Source organism: Paenibacillus naphthalenovorans, assembly GCF_001465255.1.
Classification (GTDB): Bacteria; Bacillota; Bacilli; order Paenibacillales; family NBRC-103111; genus Paenibacillus_G; species Paenibacillus_G naphthalenovorans.
In genome coordinates this window covers 982,370-996,902 of record NZ_CP013652.1, presented here as the reverse complement: position 1 = coordinate 996,902, position 14,533 = coordinate 982,370, and the positions used below count along the sequence as shown (strand labels likewise).

At 51.8% G+C, this 14,533-nt stretch carries 15 protein-coding genes; 4 read left to right on the top strand and 11 right to left on the bottom strand.

The genetic code is table 11. The features are described 5' to 3' along the window. Positions 1-5: 5 nt before the first annotated feature. The 9 genes from rsmH to IJ22_RS04735 form a co-directional block, all read right to left on the bottom strand. A complete protein-coding gene (gene rsmH / locus IJ22_RS04775) occupies positions 6-962 on the bottom strand; it encodes a 16S rRNA (cytosine(1402)-N(4))-methyltransferase RsmH (RefSeq protein WP_062407644.1) in 957 nt (318 codons plus the stop codon). Positions 963-998: 36 nt separating this feature from the next. Further along, entirely contained in the window at positions 999-1,436 is a 438-nt protein-coding gene (gene mraZ / locus IJ22_RS04770) for a division/cell wall cluster transcriptional repressor MraZ (RefSeq protein WP_062407642.1), read from the bottom strand. Between the two features lie 122 nt (positions 1,437-1,558). Then, positions 1,559-2,587, bottom strand: coding sequence for a DUF4349 domain-containing protein (locus IJ22_RS04765; RefSeq protein ID WP_062407640.1), 1,029 nt, complete (start codon positions 2,585-2,587; stop codon positions 1,559-1,561). Between the two features lie 229 nt (positions 2,588-2,816). After that, complete coding sequence (locus IJ22_RS04760) at positions 2,817-4,082, bottom strand: adenosylhomocysteinase (RefSeq protein ID WP_062407638.1); 1,266 nt, start codon at positions 4,080-4,082, stop codon at positions 2,817-2,819. A 40-nt stretch (positions 4,083-4,122) separates the two neighbouring features. Then, positions 4,123-5,760 (bottom strand): bacillithiol biosynthesis cysteine-adding enzyme BshC, encoded by a 1,638-nt coding sequence (gene bshC, locus IJ22_RS04755; protein WP_062410860.1) that lies wholly within the window; start codon positions 5,758-5,760, stop codon positions 4,123-4,125. Between the two features lie 277 nt (positions 5,761-6,037). Continuing rightward, on the bottom strand, positions 6,038-6,325 hold the full coding sequence (locus IJ22_RS04750) for a late competence development ComFB family protein (protein WP_054818066.1): 288 nt from the start codon (positions 6,323-6,325) through the stop codon (positions 6,038-6,040). Positions 6,326-6,338: 13 nt separating this feature from the next. Next, positions 6,339-6,737 (bottom strand): DUF3397 domain-containing protein, encoded by a 399-nt coding sequence (locus tag IJ22_RS04745; protein WP_062407636.1) that lies wholly within the window; start codon positions 6,735-6,737, stop codon positions 6,339-6,341. Positions 6,738-6,763: 26 nt separating this feature from the next. Further along, on the bottom strand, positions 6,764-7,750 hold the full coding sequence (locus tag IJ22_RS04740) for a 2-dehydropantoate 2-reductase (RefSeq protein WP_062407634.1): 987 nt from the start codon (positions 7,748-7,750) through the stop codon (positions 6,764-6,766). A 149-nt stretch (positions 7,751-7,899) separates the two neighbouring features. After that, positions 7,900-8,550, bottom strand: coding sequence for an RsfA family transcriptional regulator (locus IJ22_RS04735; RefSeq protein ID WP_062407632.1), 651 nt, complete (start codon positions 8,548-8,550; stop codon positions 7,900-7,902). Positions 8,551-8,860: 310 nt separating this feature from the next. Here IJ22_RS04735 and IJ22_RS04730 point away from each other — a divergent pair, with 310 nt between their 5' ends. Further along, positions 8,861-9,091, top strand: a complete 231-nt coding sequence (locus tag IJ22_RS04730) for a DUF2626 domain-containing protein (protein WP_062407630.1) — start codon at positions 8,861-8,863, stop codon at positions 9,089-9,091. A gap of 47 nt (positions 9,092-9,138) precedes the next feature. On the opposite strand, the gene IJ22_RS04725 is transcribed toward IJ22_RS04730, so the two are convergent. Continuing rightward, positions 9,139-10,260: a class I SAM-dependent methyltransferase gene (locus IJ22_RS04725; RefSeq protein WP_235594255.1), complete on the bottom strand. Its 1,122-nt coding sequence runs from the start codon at positions 10,258-10,260 to the stop codon at positions 9,139-9,141. A 92-nt stretch (positions 10,261-10,352) separates the two neighbouring features. On the opposite strand from IJ22_RS04725, the gene IJ22_RS04720 reads away from it, so the two are divergent. From IJ22_RS04720 to IJ22_RS04710, 3 genes are all read left to right on the top strand, one after another. Next, entirely contained in the window at positions 10,353-11,066 is a 714-nt protein-coding gene (locus IJ22_RS04720) for a hypothetical protein (protein WP_145862497.1), read from the top strand. 110 nt (positions 11,067-11,176) lie between these two features. Further along, positions 11,177-12,292 (top strand): hypothetical protein, encoded by a 1,116-nt coding sequence (locus tag IJ22_RS04715; protein WP_062407622.1) that lies wholly within the window; start codon positions 11,177-11,179, stop codon positions 12,290-12,292. A gap of 78 nt (positions 12,293-12,370) precedes the next feature. Then, positions 12,371-12,892 (top strand): hypothetical protein, encoded by a 522-nt coding sequence (locus tag IJ22_RS04710; protein ID WP_082660682.1) that lies wholly within the window; start codon positions 12,371-12,373, stop codon positions 12,890-12,892. Between the two features lie 221 nt (positions 12,893-13,113). Here IJ22_RS04710 and IJ22_RS04705 read toward each other — a convergent pair whose 3' ends face one another. Then, on the bottom strand, positions 13,114-14,448 hold the full coding sequence (locus tag IJ22_RS04705) for a PhoH family protein (protein WP_054819409.1): 1,335 nt from the start codon (positions 14,446-14,448) through the stop codon (positions 13,114-13,116). Positions 14,449-14,533: the final 85 nt, after the last annotated feature.

The window sequence follows — 14,533 nt, the reverse complement described above, 5'->3', positions numbered from 1 at the left end:
CCCCCTTAAGAAGGTAATTTTTCTGCTATTCTCAGCTTTGCCGAACGCGCTCGCGGGTTCTCTTCAAGCTCTTTTGCGCCGGCTTCGATCGGTTTGCGGTTAATCAACTTGACAATACCTGCGGGGTTGCATACGCACAATGGAAAATCCGGCGGACATGTGCATTTCCCTACGTATTTGGCAAACGTTTGTTTGCAGATTCGATCCTCGAGCGAATGAAACGTAATGACTGCCACTCTGCCTCCCGGAGCCAGACAGCGAATCGTTTGCTCGAGCGCTTCTTCAAAGGCTCCGAGCTCGTCGTTAACGGCAATGCGCAGCGCCTGAAAGCTCCGTTTGGCCGGATGAGGCCCTGTGCGGCGCGCGGCTGCAGGGATAGCTTCCTTAATCAGCTCGACCAAGCGGCCAGTCGTTTCGATCGGCGCTTCGGCCCTCGCAGCAGCGATTTTGGCAGCGATTCTTCTGGCAAACTTCTCCTCGCCATATTCGAATAGAATGTCGGCGATTTCCTGCTCAGACCATTCATTGACAATATCTTTGGCTGTTAACGGCGATGTCCGGTCCATCCGCATATCCAGCTCGGCATCATGGTTGTAGCTAAATCCTCTGTCCGCCTCGTCAAGCTGAGGCGATGAAACGCCCAAATCAAACAGTATGCCGTCCACCTGGGGGCGGCCGTCTTTTAACGCCCGGGGGATACGTTTCAATTCCCGTTCAAGATAACGGAAATTACTCCGCACCAGCTTTACCTTGTCCGCCGCTCCGGCCAGACGCTGCCGGGCATGATCCAGCGCCGCATCATCCTGATCGAATGCGATAAGCAATCCCTCCGGACCCAATCGCGAGGCGATCTCCAAACTGTGCCCCGCACCGCCGAGCGTACAATCAACATATACGCCGTCCGGTTTGATATGCAGACCTTCCACTGCTTCGTTCTTTAGTACGGTTACGTGATGAAACATGCGCTTGATTCCTCCTGAGGCGTCCGTAAACACGAATTACAAATCAAAGTTAAAGTCGACCAATTTTTCAGCAATCTCATTAAAGGATTCCTCGGACTCCTGGAAATAGTTTTCCCAAATCGGCTTGCTCCAAATCTCCACCCGATTGGAAACGCCGATCACAACGCAATCCTTGTCCAGCTTGGCATGTTCAATCAAATTGTTCGGCAGATTTACTCTGCCCTGCTTGTCCAGCTCGCACTCGGTGGCGCCGGAAAAAAAGAATCGGGTAAAGGCACGGGCATCGGACTTCATGAGCGGCAGCGATTTGAGCTTTTGCTCCAGCACCGCCCATTCCTGCATAGGGTATACAAACAAGCATTGGTCCAGGCCGCGAGTGACGATAAACGATGTTCCGAGGGCTTCACGAAATTTCGCCGGCACGATCATGCGGCCTTTCTCATCGATGGTATGTTGAAACTCCCCCATGAACACCACTCGCCACCCCCTTTTCCACCACTTTACCCCACTTCTCACCACTTTCAATATAATATTTCGCCATGTTAACAAAAAATCCTGCTCCGTCATCAGACGATCGCAGGATTTTTTTAAACCCATTATTCGTTTTTCGGTTCCTGAAGCTGATTATGTTCTGAAAGTCTGGCACGAATCTCCTCCAGCCTGGCCTTTCGCCGCCGCCTCATAAGATAAACGGGAACAATAGCCAAAGCAAGAAGAAGCAGAACAGGCAGTGCCCCTGCTACGATAACAATCACCCATTGGAACAGGAAACCAAGCATCGTTGCCGTTCCGTTCAGCGCAGCTGCCGCACGCTCCATCAGAGGGCCGCGCTCCTGTGCCTTGATCGCTTCCGCAGAACCGATCTTTTGCGTAATCCGGAGTTCGATGGTCGAATAGGCCACGTTTTGCTCCAGGTATCTCATTCTTCCCTGGATGCGCTCGATCTCCTCCTGCACCTTGCCCAGCTCGTTGGAAAAAGCGACCAATTCATCTGTTTTCTCCGCCTTTTCCATAAAAGCGACCAAACGTCCTTCCATCACCTGCTTCGCCTTTAACCGGGCCGTCAAATCGACGTACTCTTCGGTGACATCCTGGCCCTGCATGTTTTTTTGCATGCTTGGGTTGATTTTCTCCAGAAGATCGAGCAACGATTGAAATCCGTTTGCAGGTACTTTAATGGTAAAAATCCCGTACTTTTCCGACGAAGACGTATTTTCGTTGAATTGCAGAATATACGCGCCCGACTGTTTGACTGCCTCCTGCACCCGGGACTCCGCTTCTTCATAATTCTCCACCTGCATAACCAAATTGGCGGTGTAAATAATCTTGCGGCTAAACGGCTCCGCCGCCAGTGCCGTTTCCGCCGCAGGGCCGCCGGCTTCCTGACCTTCCGAAGCCCTCCCGGCCGTATTGGCCTGACTGTCCGCAACCGCGCCCGGGCTTGCTTTCGCATCAGCGGCCTGGTTGTGGCCGGAAGCCGCCGACGAAGACGATGCCGCTGGATCATTCGAAGCGCTGCAGCCTGCCAGTAAAGCTGCCAAAACTGCGCTTAACGCCATCCCTCGCCATAAACGGTTCCAGCTTGTTCGAGCCGTCCTTCCCAACCATTCCTTTTCGCTTCGCATGAAAGATCCCCCTTGTTTTTTTATCTTCGTACGCTTCGCTGAAAAACCGATGGTGTTAATGATATGACGCAGGGGATGGCGAGGTTGTTGCAGAAGAATGGAAATTTTTATCCTGATTAGCAGATGTTTGGAGGGGGCGGATGTTTGGGTAAGGGTTCGTTTGGCGGCAATGCAAAAAAATCCCCCTGCGCTGAGGCAAGGGGAAGTACGGTTTTGAAAAGCTGGAATATTAATGCTCCGCCCAGCTATCCAAATAGCTTTTTTGCTCCTCGGTCAGCGAATCGATCCCGATGCCCAAGGATGCAAGCTTGAAGCGTGCCACTTGCTCATCCAGCTCATAAGGCACATTCACCACTTTATTGCCGATCTGCTTGTAGTTATCGTTTACGTATTTCAGAGACATGGCCTGCAGCGCAAAGGTCATATCCATGATTTCCGCCGGGTGACCGTCGCCAGCCGCCAGGTTGACCAACCGGCCTTCCGCCAGCACATAAAATTTGCGCCCGTCCTTCATCGTATACTCCTCGATGTTGCGGCGAACCGTCCGCTTGGAGACGGAAAGCTCTTCCAGCTCCACTTTATTTACTTCAACGTCAAAGTGTCCGGCATTGGACAAAATCGCTCCGTCCTTCATTACCTTGTAGTGCTCTCCGCGGATCACGTCCCGGTTGCCCGTTACGGTGACGAAATAGTCGCCCACTTTGGCGGCTTCCAGCATCGGCATGACGGCAAAGCCGTCCATATAGGCTTCCACCGCTTTAATGGCATCAACTTCTGTAACGATGACGTTGGCGCCAAGTCCTTTTGCCCGCATCGCCACACCTTTACCGCACCAGCCGTAGCCCACAACGACAACCGTTTTACCCGCAACCACCAGATTCGTCGTCCGGTTGATGCCATCCCATACCGATTGCCCGGTACCGTATCGGTTATCGAACAAATATTTGCAGAACGCATCGTTGACAGCCACCATCGGGAACTGCAGCTGTCCTTCTTTTTCAAGAGACTTCAAACGAAGAATGCCTGTCGTTGTTTCTTCCGCGCCGCCGCGTATGTTCTTCAGCAGGTCTTTGCGTTCGGAGTGCAGAATCGTAACCAGGTCGCCTCCGTCGTCGATGATGAGGTCCGGTTCGGTTTCCAGCGTTTTGATCAGCAGCTCCTTATATTCCTTCGGATCCGGGTTGTATTTGGCAAATACCGTGATGCCATCCTCGACCAGTGCGGCGCACACATCATCCTGCGTCGAAAGCGGATTGCTGCCGCAAATCGTTACATCCGCTCCTCCGGCCTGCACTACTTTGGCGAGATAGGCGGTTTTAGCCTCCAGATGAAGCGAGATGGCCACTTTCAACCCTTTAAACGGCTGCTCTTTCTCAAACTGCTCCCGAATGCGGTTTAATACTGGCATATGGGCATTCACCCAATCAATTTTCAAATGCCCCTCAGGCGCTAGCGCGATATCGCGAATCACGCTTTTTTCAATCGTACTTTTCATGAGCAGCTCCTCCTCGATATATCGTCGAATGGATGATTCTCTACATATAACATATATAATGCTTTCCGTCTATGGTTACCGGCAGCTCCAGCAGCTCCTTCAGCCAGCCGTCACCGTATTTATTCAAATAAGCGGATATGTTATACACTCTTTCCTGCGGTTTGCCGCCAGGCGCAATCGTAAGACCGATCCGCTGGAAATGCCGCAGTCCCGACTCATTCTGGGAACGCAGCCCGTCTTCGGCCTTATGCTGTAAAAATTCGATCTGTTCGATAATTTTGCCCAAATTGGTCTCTCCTAATTTCCCGAGACCCGGATTAATACCGGAAATCGCCGCGATCAAGGGCTCATAGCCCGAACGGAACTGTTCTTTCACTTCTCCGAACCGGGCTTCGAGCTGCAGCCGGTCCTGGGCACGCAGCCATTCCTGCTGTTTCTCTTCAAGACGCAGCACCACATCTTCGAACGTGAGACCATATTTTTGCATGTTTTTGTGGACCGTGCCTTCCACAATGGTGAATCCGAGGCGCGGAACCAATAGCGGCATCCTCATCCCCAGCAGATGAAACGCCTTGCGCGTCAAGCCCCAATAGGCAATTTCCGCAGGGCCGAGTACGGTGGCCAGTACAGGAAACAAAAATTCCTGCATCAGCGGCCGGGTCATGACATTATTGCTCAGCCGCTCCGGCGCGGTGTCCGCCCAATCCAGCAGCCGTTCCCGCGAGAACCTCCGCACGCCCTTGCGGTCGGTGAAGCCCCCACTGTCATCGGCATACAACAAAATCCGTTCGCCTTCTTCATCGTATACAAATAAATTGGCTGCATTCGTATGGAGCTCCGCTTGAGGCTGATAGCCGCATGCCATCAGTTGATCACGGTTTTGGAGGAAGGCTTCGTTCAACTCGCCGTTTTGCTCAATGAGCGTCCGAAACATGGATCCTTCCACCTTGCGCAGGGCGGGATCGTCGGAGTCCAGAAGCACGAGCCCTTGCGAGCCGAACAGCCGAGCCATCAGCCTGGCGAATAAATCCACCAGCGTGGCCGACTCTTCCACCGCAGCCCGAAACGATTGGACTAATTCATCCTTAAACTCGGTTGTCATTAACGACTGCTCCAGCTGCCGCAGCGCATCCTCCCACTGCTGGCGTCCAAGCTTCGTTCGGCTGACCGACGTTCTCAAGCCGGTAGGATGCTCCACCTTAATTTTATCCACTTGAAGATTCGGCGTCAGATAGTTCACGTGATTGACTTCATCAAAATCATGATCCTCACCGGCAATCCAAAACACCGGCACCACCGGCCGGTTCAGTTTCCCGGAAGCTTCTTTCGCCAACCGAAGCAAGGTGACCGCCTTATAAATCACGAGCAGCGGTCCCGTAAACAGCGAAGCCTGCTGGCCTCCTACCACGCACAGCGTCCGTTCGTCTCTCAGCCGCTCGATCGCATCCATCGCTTCGCCGGCGTTGCCGGCCCGCTCATTGAACCGGCGCAGCGCATCCGCCAGCCGCTGACGATCCGCTCCGGTCACGCGCTCCTGATCAAGCCAGGATGCTCGGGCCCGCCAGCTTTCCCATTCCCAAGGATTATAGTCATAAAGCTCGCCCGTCTTCTCAAAACGGCTCACGTAATCGTCCGTCAAAGGCTGGCCGGATTCCCATTGTATTGCTTCCAAGCGCACGTTTCCCGCCACCTTTCCCATACTTGATCCTGCTTATACTTATGTAAAGAAAGCCGCTTTCGCTTTGTAATCGCAAGTAGCATCTATATTGTACACATGTTGAGAAAAATCGTCAAAATGTACGTCCCCGCTAACAGCAAGAACCGTCCGCCAACTGCCCGCGAACGGTTATCTTCTTTATATAATACAACCACGCTGCAAAATCGACGAGCTTGCCGAGGTCCGTTATGCCGATCCGGCCGGAAATCGGCTTGGCTATCGCCAACCAGGCCATGTTCTATTCGCTGTCGGCCCGCAATGCAAACTTCCTTTCCGAATTCAACACCACATGTATGGCATTCGACAGCTCCCGGTATACATCGGTCTCCACCTGCATCCGCAGCTGGGTTTTGGCGAATACCTCTCCCTTGACCGTCGAAACATATTTGGCCGGAAGTTTATTCAGTGCAATCGCGATGATGTCGCTTTGTTCAATTTCCGTTAGATCGGCCAAATACTCCTGGGAATTCATCAATTCTTTCAGGCAGCTTTTCACAACGTCTTCCATTAAGTTATGTACGTTCATTAGGCTTCTCTCCTCAAGAGCTAATCATATACTTGCCGATGCCGAAAAATAACAGCAAAACATAGCAGGCTCCAAGCAGCAAAAAACCGAGTCGTCCAAGCGTCCGGACAATTTTGACAAGGTCGATGCGCCCCTTAATCCGGTTCTGCAAATTTCCGAGCAATCCGGCCGCAATTAAAAAAAACAGTATGATCGTCCACAACAGCATTCCCGATCCGAACAGATTGCGGCTCATATAGGCTACGGAGCCGATTAGGAACAAGGTGGTGATGTCCATGCTGACATAGGTCGCTTTACGTTTATTCCGGCCGCAACCGTAATAAACGATCAGCCATGTGATCAAAAAAGCCACGAAGGGGACAAAAGCAATCACCTTGTAAAGCTGATGGAGCCACTCTAATATTTCGTTCAACCCTCATCACCGACCCTCAAATAAGTTCAACGTCTAATCGGCGGCAGGCGTCCTTCCAGCGCTTTCACAAGCCGGTATACGGCAAGGTGCGTCGGCATGGAAAGGCCGATCGCCTCGGCTTTCTTAAGCAGCCCCCCGTTGATCGCGTCCAGCTCGGTAGGACGGCCTGCAAGCACATCCTGCAGCATGGAAGACCGATTGGCCGAGGTTCTTCGGCATACCTCGAGCAATTGTTCCCATAGATCCGGTTCCAGCTCGATATGAAGCGCCGCTGCCAAAGCGGTTCCTTCATCGAATAAAGCACGCATCAGCTGCTGCGCTTGCGGCAGCCCCGGCAGTTCTCCATTGGTCACTTGCAATATGGCTGTCAGCGGGTTGATGATGGAATTCACGAGAAGTTTGTGCCAAATTCGGCTAGTGATGTTTTTCGACAGAAAAGCCTCGAATCCTGCAACCTCCAGCAGCTTTACCCATTTTTTTTGCGCATCCTCAGCACCTTCATTGTAATGAGGAGAAGCGCTCCCGATCCAGGTGCGTCCTCGGCCGGTATGCTCCGCTTCCGTTTCCGAATGCTTCAAAGCGGCTTCGGTCGTTACGGCAAGCAGGATCCGCTTTGCAGGAATGAATTTTTCAAGCGTTTCCACGTGGCCGATTCCGTTCTGCAGACAAATCACCCAGGAATGAGGGCCCATTCTTTGTTGTACCGTATAAGCCAAGTCCATTGTTATCGCCGTTTGCTTCACTGCGAGCACAATCCAATGCGTACAGCCCTCCCAAGCTGCTTTGCTGCAATCCTCTTCGTTCATTAAACTGATCTTGGGAAAGATCTTTACCATTTTTTTCGATCCATCCGGCCAAGCGCCGGCTTCGGTTAAAGAAACCCCTTCAGACATCAAGAGATGCTTTTGCTCCGCTCGTCGAACTACAAGTTCCATATTGGGAACGGCGCTTGCAAGCTTAACAGCAAAGAGCATACCCAGCGCCCCTGCCCCGATGACCGTGATCCGGTTCACATCTTTCACATCCTTTTATTGTAAACGGCTATCTGAACTCTATCATAACAAAAAAAACGGAAGCCGTAACAAAAAAACCCCCAAACGCTGAAAACGTCCAGGGGGATGCTTATGTAGGAATTGTCGGATATGCGGTCTCTTCGCCGGACTTATTCAATCCGTTCGAGATTTCCGTTCTCATCCATTTTAAAACGCGCCTTGATCTCCTCTTCTTCCTCCGTGAGAAAAGCCAGCTTCCTCGCTCGGTCCATGATTTGAATCAAAGCTTTATAATCGTCATTGACCACACGATAATCGGTGGAAACATCGCTGACCTTCCTGCTTAGCTCGTCATTGATCGTACGAAGCCGCTCCAGCTCATCCTGCTTCTCATTCACTTCTTTTTCCAGCTGCCGCACATGGCGGACCATTTCTTGATAGCTTCCTTTCCACTGCCGCAAAAACCGGATCACCGCGTCGATGGACAGCTCTTCTACGATGCCGTCGCTGCGGACGGAGCCTCCTTCCACTAAAGGACCTGCGATAGCGCCGCCCGCCACGGTAGCAAATGAGCCCGTATGCTTTCTTTGCTGGTTGCGTTTTTGCCGCTGTGCCTTGGCGATTTGGATCGCCGCTTCGTATTTTTTTCTGACAAAGCTATTCCAACGGAAGCCGCAGGCTGCCGCGGTTCTACCGATCTTCTCACCAACTTCTTCGAAAGCGGAGAGCTGAGTGCTGCCCTCCCGGATATGCCTTAACGTCACCTCCGCCAATATTAAATCGTCTTCCTCGCTCCATGCATCTTGTCTGATTGCAGTCATCAAAGCCGTCCTCCTAACCACTATAGGTTCATCCACATCTATGATAGGCAGTGCATGAAATATTGCGTTACTTTATCTCTATGCCCATGGTAGAGTTCATAGAATACTTTTCTAGTAATTTGTATTGCCATTTTTACAGGAGGTCATACATCATTTTATTCAAAAATGGGGATGATATTTATCAAGCGGGCATAAATTGACTTAATTTCGTCACCGTTTGGACGTTTACACGTCAATCCGGTTTCGCTATAATGTTGAGTAGTAACGTAAAAAATGCAACGTATTGTGATGGAAGAGAGGGGGCTGCAGAATGGATCGCATGTTTCGTGTTCTCGGTTTTTGGACGCTTGTCATCGGACTAGCCGCGCTGGCCGGGGAGATGATTCCGTTCGCTATGATCTTTTTCGCCCAAACGGCGATTTTCGTACTGTTAGGATACATGAAATTGTCCGAACGTGCCTACATATTGATTTTTTGGGGGTACATGATTCTTTCGTTTACCGGATTTACGTACTGGTCATTCTTCAAAATGTCCGTATAATCCTGAAACGAAACCGCTATCGCATAACGCTAAAGGTGAACCGTTTTTTACTGCGGTTCACCTTTTTTTTGGATCAGCACCTTAAACAGCTCGCTCATTTGATCGCTGATCAGCAGTTGTCGTATGGCGCGGTTTCGCTTGGCTGCCGGAGAGAACGGATCGGCGGCATCGTGCGGCTGCAGCCTGTTCAATAATCCGTTTTCCACCAAAAATTGCTTTTGGGTCATCAACTGGAATTGATTTAGGCCGCACTCCCGCCCTGCATCGATCAGCGTACTGAAATTAACATGAGAGGTCATATCCTGCTCGCCCGGATACAACAAAGGCAGATCATAAGCCTGATGCTTCCGGTAGCACAGGAACGTTCCATTCATGCGATGCGGGGCATAAAGCTCTTCCCGGACATCTCCGTAATCGATCGTAATCAGCTCGGCCCGTTCTCCCAAGCCCGCGGCTACGTTTTTGAGCCACCGTACGGACGCAAGTCCCGCCTCAAACCTTTGTCCTTCCCGCATAGGCATCTGTTCTTTGGAGATAAAATCCAGCAGCCCTTGGTCCGTCACGGGCATCTCCCGTTCTACCAGCGTCTGTTCCCGATCGTCCCACGCTACGAAGGTTTCCATCCAACCGTCTTTCCGATATGTAATGCGATGCACCGGCAGGGCATCCGGGAGCTCATTGGAAAACACAACGCAATCCTTCCAAGGACCTTCCTCCACCCACTCGTCTTCCATCAGCCAGCGCACCTTCTCTATATGCGGCGCCAGCGTCTCAGCCTGAAGCCTCCGGTGATAGGCACTCGCCTCTATGCTGATATACTGAAGCCTGTCGTACAGATCCGGAGAAGACAGCTGAAGGGCGTTGAGCAGATGCAGCGCCAGCATGCCCCGGCCTCCGCCCCACTCGGTCAGGCAGATCGGTCCCGATTGACCGGACGCTCTTCGGCTCACATATTGCGCCAATACCTCCCCCAGCAGCGTACCTACAGAAGCAGCGGTATAGAAATCACCGTCTCTTCCGATTTTTGTCCTCTCTTTCATATAGTAGCCGTAATCCGGATGATATAGACACAAGTCCATGTATTCAAAAAACGAGATGGCCCGCTCCTTGCGTTTCTCCATACGTTCGCGGATGATCGCCAGAAGCTCGCGGCCTCCTGATGGTTCCATATGCATATGCCCTCCAAGTATCACGCGATTTTAATTACAGACAAAGCATCTCCTGCCCGATATATGAAGACGACACTGGAAGGAGCGCAACCTTGCTGATTACTCGAAAAATGTTACCTTTACTGCTTCTATGCTGTATCCTTGTCCTTGCCGCCGGATGCACGGATCATGAACAGCTGAAGCAAGATCTGCTGCAGGCCGCAGCCAAGCAAAAACAGGTACATAGCTACCGATTCTCCGGCCAAGCCAACCTTCAGCTCGACCCCTCCCTCTTTCAGGGAGCGCAGCCAATGACAGCCGCAATGCTAGCTTTGTTTAAGGAAAGCACAATTCAATATGAAGGGATGGTCTCGCTCCCGGAACCGGTCCGAATGGAAGCGACGTTCACCCTGACGCCAAAGGGCGCAGTATCGCCGATTGTACTGCCGGTCCTTCTTAAAGATAACAAAATGTACCTGCACTTGCCAGCGATCAGTCCAACGGATGAATATATTATGCTCCAGCTTGAGAATGCTCAGAGCCCATGGAATGCCGATCGCGGGCTTGCTTCCGGCATCTTTGCAGAGCAATGGAGTCCGGCCGCGCCCTCTTCCGTAAGCACCGTGATCGATGAACAGGGCTTTATCCGTGAGCAATCCGGCAAGCTGAGCTTTACGGATAAAAAGAGCGGCAAAGCGGTGAGCGTGATCGAATGGACACAACAGATAGACGATGTGAACCAGACGCCGAATTTTACCAAAGAAGAGCCGAAACAGGTGAAGAGTCACCAGGATATCCTTCGGCTTCTCCCCGCGGCGCCCAAATGATAATATCTTTCCGCTGCTTTTCGCCGATTTCCGTGTCAAAGCCATTTTTTTGTCATCATTTTCCCATTCGTATGATAATCTTTAGGTGAGAGGATGGGAGGGAAACTCGGGTGACATCGCCATTAAGACAATTAAGACGAGCCATCACTGGTTTTATTCTGGTTGGCTGGTGCGTTCTTGGCTTGGGATTCCCAATCGCGAAGGCCGAAACGATTCAGGAAAACAAAGAATTGCTGCAAAAAGGTCTGACGATCTACGAGATCGACCAGGAGCTCATGCGCATAACGGAACAAGAGGCAAAGCTGCAGGAGGAGCTCAAGACCGCCGAAGAACAGCTTAAGCTGGCCGAAGCGTCGTCGGCCGAGGCGAGGGCCCACGCGGCCAAGGTCATTCGCGCTTATTACATGGGAGACCGGGATTCGCTTTGGGCTTTGCTGTTTACGATCCGCAGCTTCTCCGAAGCGCTGGCCTCGTTGGACTACCTGCAAATGATTCTAAAAAACGATCAGCAAGCGCTCAGGCGTCACACCGAGACCTGGCGGCAGTTAACGGAAGTGAAAGACAGGCTGACCAAGGCGCAAACCGGACTGCGGCAAACCAAATCGAATTATCAGGAGCAGCGGACGCGTCTTGCGGCTTTGCAGCAGGAAGTGGACGATACCCTGGCAGAAAATAAAGAAACAGCTGTTCAGCTTCAGCAGCAGATGCTGGAACTAAACCGCTTATGGCATGACAAGGGTGTGCCGATGCTCAGAACCTACTTTCAGGCGCTGGGGGATGCGTTGGAGCAGCTGCCTGAACTGGTGACCTCCGGGTCAGGCTCGGGCAATAATTTGATCATGAATGGATTTAACTATACTTTTCAGATGTCCGACCGGGAGCTGAACGACTATTTAAGGCAAAAACACGAGCTGTTCACGGATATGACGTTCCGGTTCGCGCCTGACAAGATGACGGCTGCCGGAAGCCGGGACGGCATCTCCGTGCAGATGTCCGGCAGCTACGAGCTGGCTTCCAGGGACGATCGCCGAAATGGAGCGTTTTTGCGTTTTCGGATTACAGAGCTGCAGTTCAACGGCTATATGCTGCCCTCCACGACGATCGATGCCTTGGAGAAAGACTTCGATTTGGGACTTTATCCGCAAAACATCGCATCGTTTCTCCAAGTGACGGGGGTGAAAATCGAGGAAGGAAAGCTTAGCATCATGCTGAAGCTGGCCTTGTAACGCAAAGGTTGCACCGGCCGGCTTTTTTTGTTCATAATGGTGAAATAAGAAACAAACGGAAAGAGAGGAACGGCAGGTATGACAGGATTACAAATGAAATTCGGTTTGGCTATGGATCTTCCTGAGGACAAGCGGGCGGGTTACTACGCACAAATTGTAAAAGCGCTGGCCGGTAAAGCAAGCCTATTCGACCGGGATAAGGAGCTTCTGATCTTCTCTACCCCGCAGGAGCGCGAGCAGGCCAAACCGATTATGAACCAGTATTCCGTACCCTGCGAGGAGTTCGATTTGCTGCTGCTGCCTTCAACGGTGAGAATGAGCCCTTCTTTTGAGGATTACGGTTTTATCACTCGGCTGGAGAACGCTTATCTCTACGCCGATATGGCCGTCGTATGTAAGCTGAATAAGCCGGAAGAGCCGTCCAGCCGCGCTTATGAGCCGGAACAAGCGGCTGCGCAGCTTGAAGAACACCTGCTGGCGTATTGGAGCTCGGATGATGACGGCGCCGCGGTTTACACCCTGGAGAAGCAGCACGCCGAACTGGCCGAAGGCATTGCCCGTGCCTACGGCTGCAGCGTCGAATGGATCTGCGGTCCGTAAGAAAAGCTTCTGAGCGAAGCCCCTTTGCTGAAGGAAACCGGTCATAACCTGATAGGCAGCTTTGTTTTGGGAAAAGGAAGGTTTAGGCTCCGCATGAATCTCGTATCATAACAACATCGGCCGCAGGACGATAAGAATATCGCTGCGGCCGATGGGTATGGGAACTGCCTTTGCGCTGCCTATAGGGTTGAACCGGATGCGAAGCTTTCCCCCGCTTTTCTTTACAGCAAATCCGCTGCAAGCTGCGCCAGATGGGAGCGTTCGCCCCGCTCCAGCATAATATGCCCGCTGATGCTCTGATCTTTAAAACGTTCCACGACATACGTAAGTCCGTTGCTGGAGGCATCGAGATAAGGATGATCGATTTGTTCGGGGTCCCCGAGAAGAACGATTTTGCTGCCTTCCCCAACGCGGGAGACGATGGTTTTGACCTCATGCTTGGATAAATTCTGCGCCTCATCGATAATGATGAATTGGCCCGGTATCGACCGCCCGCGGATGTAAGTCAAGGCTTCAACTTGAATACTTCCGAGCCCGGCCAATATTTTATCGATATCTCCCGGCTTTTTCGTATCGAACAAATATTCCAGATTATCGTAAATCGGCTGCATCCAGGGGCGCAGCTTCTCCTCCTTCTCACCCGGTAAAAAACCGATGTCCTTGCCCATAGGAACGACGGGTCGGGCGATCAGAAGCTTCTTGTACTTCCTTTCGTCTTCCACCTTCATCAAGCCCGCTGCAAGCGTCAAAAGCGTCTTTCCCGTGCCGGCCTTGCCTGTCAAAGTAACCAAAGGAACCTCATCATTGAGCAGCAGTTCCAGAGCCATCCGCTGCTGGGCGTTTCTTGCCGCAATGCCCCAGATCGGGTCGTTGCTCAAAAAGAGCGGCTCGAGCTTCTTGCCATCCGCATTCACCTTCAGCAGAGCCGATTTGCTGGTCCCCATTTCATCTTTTAGAATGACGAACTCGTGAGGATGCAGCCGGTAAGTCAAGTTTAAAGAGCTGACGCTCAGCTGGCGGTACGTATAAAATTCATCGATAACGGATGGATGCACACGAACGGTAAGATATCCGGTATAAATATCATCAGCCACATTCACAATCCGGTCCGACAAATAATCCTGCGCCGTAATGCCCAGGACGTCGGCTTTAATCCGGACCAGCACGTCTTTGCTGACCAGAATAACCGGCTTCGGTTCGGGCTTCTCATTTTCCTCCAAATGATAATTCAGCGCAACGGCCAGAATTCGGTTATCGCTGGTCGCATCCGCAAATACTTCCTGCAGCCTCGCAAAGCTTCTGTGATTGAGTTCCACCTTCAAGCTTCCGCCGCTCTCAAGGTCAATGCCTTCAAATAGTCTTCCGCTGCTCCGCAAGCCGTCCAGCATCCGGGAGATCTGGCGTGCATTTCGCCCCAGTTCGTCTGCGTTTCGCTTTTTGGAATCGATCTCCTCCAGCACTACCGCCGGAATAATCACCTCATTATCCTCAAAAGCATATACGGCATTTGGATCATGCAGCAAAACGTTGGTATCCAGCACATAAATTTTTTTCACCTTGAGTCCCTCCCAGGTTTGGTGTTCGGTAAAAGCTAAATACATAGGAACTAGCCAGTCAGGACAAACTAAACCTAAGCAGATC

Coding starts and splice junctions, on each gene's coding strand:
- rsmH (WP_062407644.1), bottom strand. CDS start 962: ATGTTTCATCACGTAACCGTACTAAAGAACGAAGCAGTGGAAGGTCTG.
- IJ22_RS04765 (WP_062407640.1), bottom strand. CDS start 2,587: ATGCGAAGCGAAAAGGAATGGTTGGGAAGGACGGCTCGAACAAGCTGG.
- IJ22_RS04760 (WP_062407638.1), bottom strand. CDS start 4,082: ATGAAAAGTACGATTGAAAAAAGCGTGATTCGCGATATCGCGCTAGCG.
- IJ22_RS04750 (WP_054818066.1), bottom strand. CDS start 6,325: ATGAACGTACATAACTTAATGGAAGACGTTGTGAAAAGCTGCCTGAAA.
- IJ22_RS04735 (WP_062407632.1), bottom strand. CDS start 8,550: ATGACTGCAATCAGACAAGATGCATGGAGCGAGGAAGACGATTTAATA.
- IJ22_RS04730 (WP_062407630.1), top strand. CDS start 8,861: ATGGATCGCATGTTTCGTGTTCTCGGTTTTTGGACGCTTGTCATCGGA.
- IJ22_RS04725 (WP_235594255.1), bottom strand. CDS start 10,260: ATGGAACCATCAGGAGGCCGCGAGCTTCTGGCGATCATCCGCGAACGT.
- IJ22_RS04710 (WP_082660682.1), top strand. CDS start 12,371: ATGACAGGATTACAAATGAAATTCGGTTTGGCTATGGATCTTCCTGAG.